The following is a 578-nucleotide window of genomic DNA, read 5'->3' on the forward strand; positions in this document are numbered from 1 at the left end:
TCTACTCTATTCCGAGGTGCTATATATCCCTCGTTCGTTTGTATAATAGAGGCCCATGCAGGTAAAGCATCTTTATCTACCTTCCCATTAACAGTTAATGGCAATGATTCTATCTTGATAAAATGAGCCGGGACCATATAATTTGGAAGATGTACCCCTACATGTTTTCTCCACTCTTGTGTATCTCCTTCGCCCACAATATAGGCTACTAAGATGTTATCTCCAAATGAATCTTCTTGCGCTACCACAGTAACTTCTTTAATGTCTGGATGATTTCCTAATATTGTTTCAATTTCACCTAACTCAATTCGAAATCCTCTAATCTTAACTTGTTTATCAGCTCTTCCTATATATTCTATATTTCCATCAGGTAAATATTTAACTAAATCACCAGTCCGATATAATCTATCATTAGAGCTATTCTTGAATGGGTGTGGGATAAATGAGGCCTTTGTTAATTCAGGTTGATTCAAATATCCTCGTGCTAATGCGATACCTCCTATATAAAGTTCACCTACTGTCCCAATAGGGACAAGTTTTTTAGCTTCATTTAATACATATACCTCTACATTGGGAAT

The 578-nt window shown here is 36.0% G+C and carries 1 pseudogene; it reads right to left on the reverse strand.

The window, feature by feature from the left end:
• Window positions 1-578 (reverse strand): annotated as a pseudogene (locus DOS87_RS30445) (AMP-binding protein); the annotation flags it as partial.

The sequence above is a fragment of the Bacillus sp. CR71 genome (assembly GCF_003429245.1).
GTDB classification, from domain to species: Bacteria; Bacillota; Bacilli; order Bacillales; family Bacillaceae_G; genus Bacillus_A; species Bacillus_A thuringiensis_S.